Raw genomic sequence first — 5,233 nt, forward strand, 5'->3', positions numbered from 1 at the left:
GGCGGAGGCCATCTCGCGATGCACCTGGGATTCGGTGGTGCGCGCGCCGATGGCGCCCCAGGTGATGAGATCGCTGATGTACTGGCCGGTCACCATGTCGAGGAACTCGGTGGCGGTGGGCATGCCGATCTCGTTGATGTCGACCAGCAGCTTGCGGGCCAGTTTCAGCCCTTCGTTGACGTCGAAACTGCCATCGAGTCGTGGATCATTGATGAGCCCCTTCCAGCCGACTATGGTGCGCGGCTTCTCGAAGTAGGTGCGCATCACTATGCACAGGCTGGTTTTATATTCTTCGCGCAGGATGTTGAGGCGGCGGGCGTACGCGTGGGCGGCGGCCGGATCATGGATGGAGCAGGGGCCGACGATGACCAGTAGGCGCTGATCCTCACCGGCCAGAATGGCTTCCACTTCGCGGCGGGCATCCAGCAGATTCTGGGCAATGGTGTCGTTGATAGGGAAGGCGTGCGCGAGCTCGCTTGGAGTGATCAGTGACTCCAGGCGACGGGTGCGCAATTCATCGGTGTGAATGGACATACGACTCAATTCTCGAGTGGGTGGCGTGGGCTGTTGCTCGACGGCGTGCCGAAAATGCAAAGGGATAAAATAAAGCAAAAACCCCCCGATTGAAACCTTGTGGGGCTCTGATAGGATGTGAATCCCCAAACGATTCCAAATAAGGTAGATAGCGTGGCAAAGCCAGGGGCAAGCGGGGTCACCCGCATCATCAATGCAACCGGTTACAGCATGAAGGGGCTCAAGTCAGCCTGGATCAACGAGGCTGCCTTCCGGCAGGAGCTAATACTGATCCTGCTGCTGATGCCACTGGCCTTTTGGCTCGGGGATTCCCTCAACCAGATCCTGCTGCTCATTGTCATCAGCTGGCTGGTGGTGATTGTCGAGGTGCTCAACTCCGCCATCGAGGCCGTGGTGGACAGGGTGGGCTCGGAGCATCACGAGCTGTCGGGCCGCGCCAAGGATCTCGGCTCCGCCGCCGTCTTTATCGCCCTGGCCCTCAACGCCCTGGTGTGGGGCGCCCTGGTAGGCCGCAATCTGCTGGGCTGGTGGTAGGTGGCCAGAGCAACCTTCCTCCTGGCGCTTCTAGCATAAAAAAGCCCGTCATCGAGACGGGCTTTTTGTTGGCCGAGCGTTGGGGCTCAGGGCATCAGTGCAGGATCCGCGCGCGGATGGTGCCGTTGATCTCCTTGAGCTTGGCCAGCGCCCTCTCGCTGTGCTCCGTCTCCACGTCGATCACCACGTAACCGATATGGCTGCTGGTCTGCAGGTATTGACCGGCGATGTTGATCCCCTCTTCGGCGAAGATCTGGTTGATCTGGTTCATGACGCCCGGCTGGTTGCGGTGAATGTGCAGCAGGCGGCTGGACCCCTTGTGGCCCGGCAGTGAGACCTCTGGGAAGTTGACGGCGGAGAGGGTGGAGCCGTTGTCGGAATACTTCACCAGCTTGTTGGCTACCTCCAACCCTATGTTCTCCTGGGCTTCTTGCGTGGAACCACCGATGTGCGGGGTCAGGATCACGTTGTCCAGGCCGCGCAGCGGCGTCAGAAACTCCTCGTCGTTGGACGTGGGCTCGCTCGGGAAGACGTCGATGGCCGCGCCTGCGAGGTGGCCGCTTTTGATGACGTCAGCCAGCGCATTGATATCTACCACTGTGCCGCGGGAGGCGTTGATGAAGATGGCGCCCGGCTTCATCATGCGCAGCTGCTCGGTACCGATCAGATCCTTGGTGGAGGCCGTCTCGGGTACGTGCAGGCTGATCACATCCGACATATTGAGCAGCTCGACCATGCTCGGCACCTGGATGGCGTTGCCCAGGGAGAGCTTGTTCTCGATGTCGTAGTAGTAGACCTTCAGGCCTATGCTCTCGGCGATGATGCCGAGCTGGGTGCCGATGTGGCCGTAGCCTATGATGCCAAGCTTTTTGCCACGGGCTTCGACCGAGCGGTTGGCCAGTTTTTCCCACACGCCGCGATGGCACTTGGCGTTTTTCTCCGGGATGCCGCGCAGCAGCAGCAGTATCTCCCCCAGCACCAGTTCGGCTACCGAGCGGGTGTTGGAGAAGGGGGCGTTGAAGACGGGGATACCACGCAGGTGGGCGGCATCGAGGTCGACCTGGTTGGTGCCGATACAGAAGCAGCCGATGGCGACCAGCTTGCCAGCGGCGTCCAGCACCTTATCGGTGAGCTGGGTACGGGAACGCAGGCCCACGAAATGCACGTCACGAATGCGTTCGATCAGATCCTCTTCCGACAGGGAGGTTTTGAGGTACTCCACGCTGGTGTAACCGGCCGCACGAAAGGTTTCCACCGTGTTGGGATGGACTCCCTCCAGCAGCAGTACCTTGATCTTATCCTTGTCCAGCGAAAACTTGGCAGTCATGACGATCCCTTTATGTATGCAAAGAATGAGTGCAGATATGGTGTGTGAAGAAAACCGTAAAGTAACAAAAACGGTTGGGAGAAGGAATATTTGTGACGAAAGTCAAATTCTTTGAAGTTTTCAACGATAGTTGTAAACCACAGTTTGCAACTCATTGAGGGATAAATGAAAACGGCGCCATCAGGCGCCGTCATCCATTCAGGGGGCGATATTGGGGCATGACCCTGGGTGGCATGCCAAACAGCGTCCCCCCGTTCGTCGGCGTTACTGGGTAACCACGCCGTCCGGCGTACCGATCAGCACCACATCGGCACCGCGATGGGCGAACAGGCCGTTGGTGACCACACCGACAATGGCGTTAAGCTGCACTTCCAGCCCTTTGGCATCCTTGATGGCCATTCCCTTGACGTCCAGTATGATGTTGCCGTTGTCGGTCACCACCCCCTCACGCCACACCGGATTGCCGCCAAGCTTGCGGATCTCGCGGGCCACGTATTCGCGGGCCATGGGGATTACTTCCACCGGCAGCGGGAACTGGCCCATCACGTCCACGGTTTTGGTGTTATCTATGATGCAGATGAACTTGTCGGCCACGGCGGCGACAATCTTCTCGCGGGTCAGGGCCGCGCCACCGCCCTTGATCATGTCGCGGGTGGCGTTGATCTCGTCGGCACCATCCACATAGACGGAGAGGGCATCGATGTCGTTGAGGTCAAACACCGGGATGCCAAGGCCCTTGAGGCGCTCGGTGGAGGCCACAGAGCTGGATACGGCCCCCTGGATCTGGCCCTTCATGGTCGCCAGCGCGTCGATGAAGTGGTTGACGGTAGAGCCTGTGCCTACCCCGACTATGGTGCCGGGAACCACGTACTTGAGCGCAGCCCAACCGGCCGCCTTCTTCATTTCATCTTGAGTCATGATGGATCCTTTGGGAAAAAGCGGGCGCATTATATCCAAGCATCCCCCTCAGAGCGACCACAGCGCTCACGTTCCGGTCCAAAAATCCCCAAGATGTAAATCGTTTGCCTGTTTATTGAGCCCTGTCGCCCGGGTGGGCCAGAGGGATGGGCGGAAGTGACGGTATCGAGCGCAACAGGGAGCAGGCCAAAGCCAAGACAGACAGGGGCTGGCAGTCAGGGCGGGCCGACTGCCCGGTGGTCATGGAAATTGCCAGCAGCGGCTGGGGGTGATGATCTGCGGCAGCGGCACGTCCCACTCCTCCTGCGGTACCGTTTCCACCTGCTGGCAGTCGTGGGCGATCCCCAGCGGCTTTGGGCCCAGCCTGTGTTCATGCCAGCAGGCGAGGGTGCGATCGTAATAGCCGCCACCCATGCCGAGCCGGTTGCCCCCGGCATCGAATGCCACCAGCGGGGTGCAGATAAGATCGAGCGTGCTGTGAGGCACCACCTGGGACATGTCCAGCTCAGGCTCGGCGATGCCGTAACGATTGCGGGTCATGGGGCTGGTGGCGGTATAGCGCAAGAAGAGCAGGTGACCCGGGGTGAAGGGGTGCAGCACCGGCAGGTAGACCTCCTTTTGCTGGGCCCACAGCCAGTGGATGGCGGGCAGGGGATTGAGTTCACCGTCGTTGGCCAGATAGAGGGCGATGCGTTTGGCGGCCAGGATCTCCGGATGTTGCTTGAACTGGGCAACCAGCTGCTGGGCGGCGGCCTGCTGCTCGGCCTGGCTCAGGCTCTTTCTGCGCTGGCGGATGAGCTGGCGCAGGGATTGTCTTTCAGGCTGGGTATCATCCGGCATGGGGGCTCCTCTTGTGTGCACCTGTGTGGTGCAGATGGGTTGCCGCAACGGGCTGGGCTACCTTAACAAGGCTGGCGGGGGATGAACAGTGCGACCAGCCCTATTTGAAATGGGCCGCCGGGCAGGATTCCATGCCCCGCCCGGCAGCGGATGTAATTACTTGTCAGAGCTCTTGGCCATCTGATGTTTGACGAACACGGCCACTATAGCCGCCAACGCCAGGGCCATGGGATAGAAGCTCATGCTCACCACCGAGAGCGGAGAGAGGGCGAAGATGGAACCCAGCAGCAGCGCCTGGGCGCCCCAGGGGAGCAACCCCTGTACCACGCAGGAGAAGATATCCAGCATGGAGGCGGCGCGGCGCGGGGTGACGCCGTGATGCTCCGCCAGCTCCCGTGCCACCTTGCTGGCGACGATAATGGCCACGGTATTGTTGGCAGTACAGAGGTTGGTCAGTCCCACTACGCCGGCGATGCCGAGCTCGGCCGCCCTCTCGTTCTGCTCGCCATCGTGCTGGCGGGTGAAGCGGGCAATCAGGGCACTGATCCGCTCGCTGATCCAGGCCAGCCCGCCCTGGCGTTCCATCAGGGTGCCGAGACCCCCGATCAGCATGGAGAGCAGGAAGATCTCCTGCATGCTGGTAAAGCCCTGATAGATGTCCTTGCTGAACTGGCCCAGCGGATAACCGCTGACCATGCCCACAGCGCCAGCGGCCAGTATGCCAATGCCCAGCACCATGAAGACGTTCATGCCGGATAGGGCCAGCACCAGGATCAGCAGGTAAGGCATCACCTTGAACAGATCCGCATGGGCTGTCGTGGCGGGGGCATCTCCCACGGATCCCAGGGTCAGATAGAGCAGGATCACTACGATGGCGGCGGGGGCGGCAATCTTGAAATTCTCGCGAAACTTGTCCTTCATCTCGCAGCCCTGGCTGCGGGTTGCCGCTATGGTCGTGTCGGAGATGATGGAGAGGTTATCGCCGAACATGGCGCCGGAGAGAATGGTGCCGGCCATCAGCACGGGATCGATCCCGGTGGCTTGGGCAACGCCAAGGGCCACGGGTGCCACGGCCCCGAT

At 60.6% G+C, this 5,233-nt stretch carries 6 protein-coding genes; 1 reads left to right on the forward strand and 5 read right to left on the reverse strand.

Annotated elements, in window-relative coordinates:
• On the reverse strand, nt 1-534 hold a 534-nt coding region (locus tag AAC083_RS23210), incomplete at its 3' end, for a 3-deoxy-7-phosphoheptulonate synthase (RefSeq protein WP_258224717.1).
• Nucleotides 535-687: 153 nt separating this feature from the next.
• Between AAC083_RS23210 and AAC083_RS15545 the strand changes: the two genes are divergently transcribed.
• On the forward strand, nt 688-1,068 hold the full coding sequence (locus tag AAC083_RS15545) for a diacylglycerol kinase (RefSeq protein ID WP_108537062.1): 381 nt from the start codon (nt 688-690) through the stop codon (nt 1,066-1,068).
• 94 nt (nt 1,069-1,162) lie between these two features.
• Here AAC083_RS15545 and serA read toward each other — a convergent pair whose 3' ends face one another.
• The 4 genes from serA to AAC083_RS15565 all read right to left on the reverse strand — a co-directional run.
• The gene (gene serA, locus AAC083_RS15550; RefSeq protein WP_042035536.1) at nt 1,163-2,395 is read right to left on the reverse strand and encodes a phosphoglycerate dehydrogenase; all 1,233 of its coding nucleotides are present in this window, start codon (nt 2,393-2,395) and stop codon (nt 1,163-1,165) included.
• A gap of 264 nt (nt 2,396-2,659) precedes the next feature.
• Entirely contained in the window at nt 2,660-3,313 is a 654-nt protein-coding gene (gene rpiA / locus AAC083_RS15555) for a ribose-5-phosphate isomerase RpiA (RefSeq protein ID WP_108537063.1), read from the reverse strand.
• 240 nt (nt 3,314-3,553) lie between these two features.
• On the reverse strand, nt 3,554-4,153 hold the full coding sequence (locus AAC083_RS15560; protein WP_108537064.1) for a 5-formyltetrahydrofolate cyclo-ligase: 600 nt from the start codon (nt 4,151-4,153) through the stop codon (nt 3,554-3,556).
• 156 nt (nt 4,154-4,309) lie between these two features.
• The coding region (locus AAC083_RS15565; RefSeq protein WP_108537065.1) for a Na+/H+ antiporter NhaC family protein at nt 4,310-5,233 on the reverse strand (924 nt) is incomplete at its 5' end.

Origin of the sequence: Aeromonas sp. HMWF014 (genome assembly GCF_963878295.1) — a bacterium.
In the GTDB taxonomy this organism is placed as follows: domain Bacteria; phylum Pseudomonadota; class Gammaproteobacteria; order Enterobacterales; family Aeromonadaceae; genus Aeromonas; species Aeromonas popoffii.

What these genes read in the sequence shown, in the direction of transcription:
- serA (WP_042035536.1), bottom strand. Translation starts at nt 2,395, where the DNA reads ATGACTGCCAAGTTTTCGCTGGACAAGGATAAGATCAAGGTACTGCTG.
- rpiA (WP_108537063.1), bottom strand. Translation starts at nt 3,313, where the DNA reads ATGACTCAAGATGAAATGAAGAAGGCGGCCGGTTGGGCTGCGCTCAAG.
- AAC083_RS15560 (WP_108537064.1), bottom strand. Translation starts at nt 4,153, where the DNA reads ATGCCGGATGATACCCAGCCTGAAAGACAATCCCTGCGCCAGCTCATC.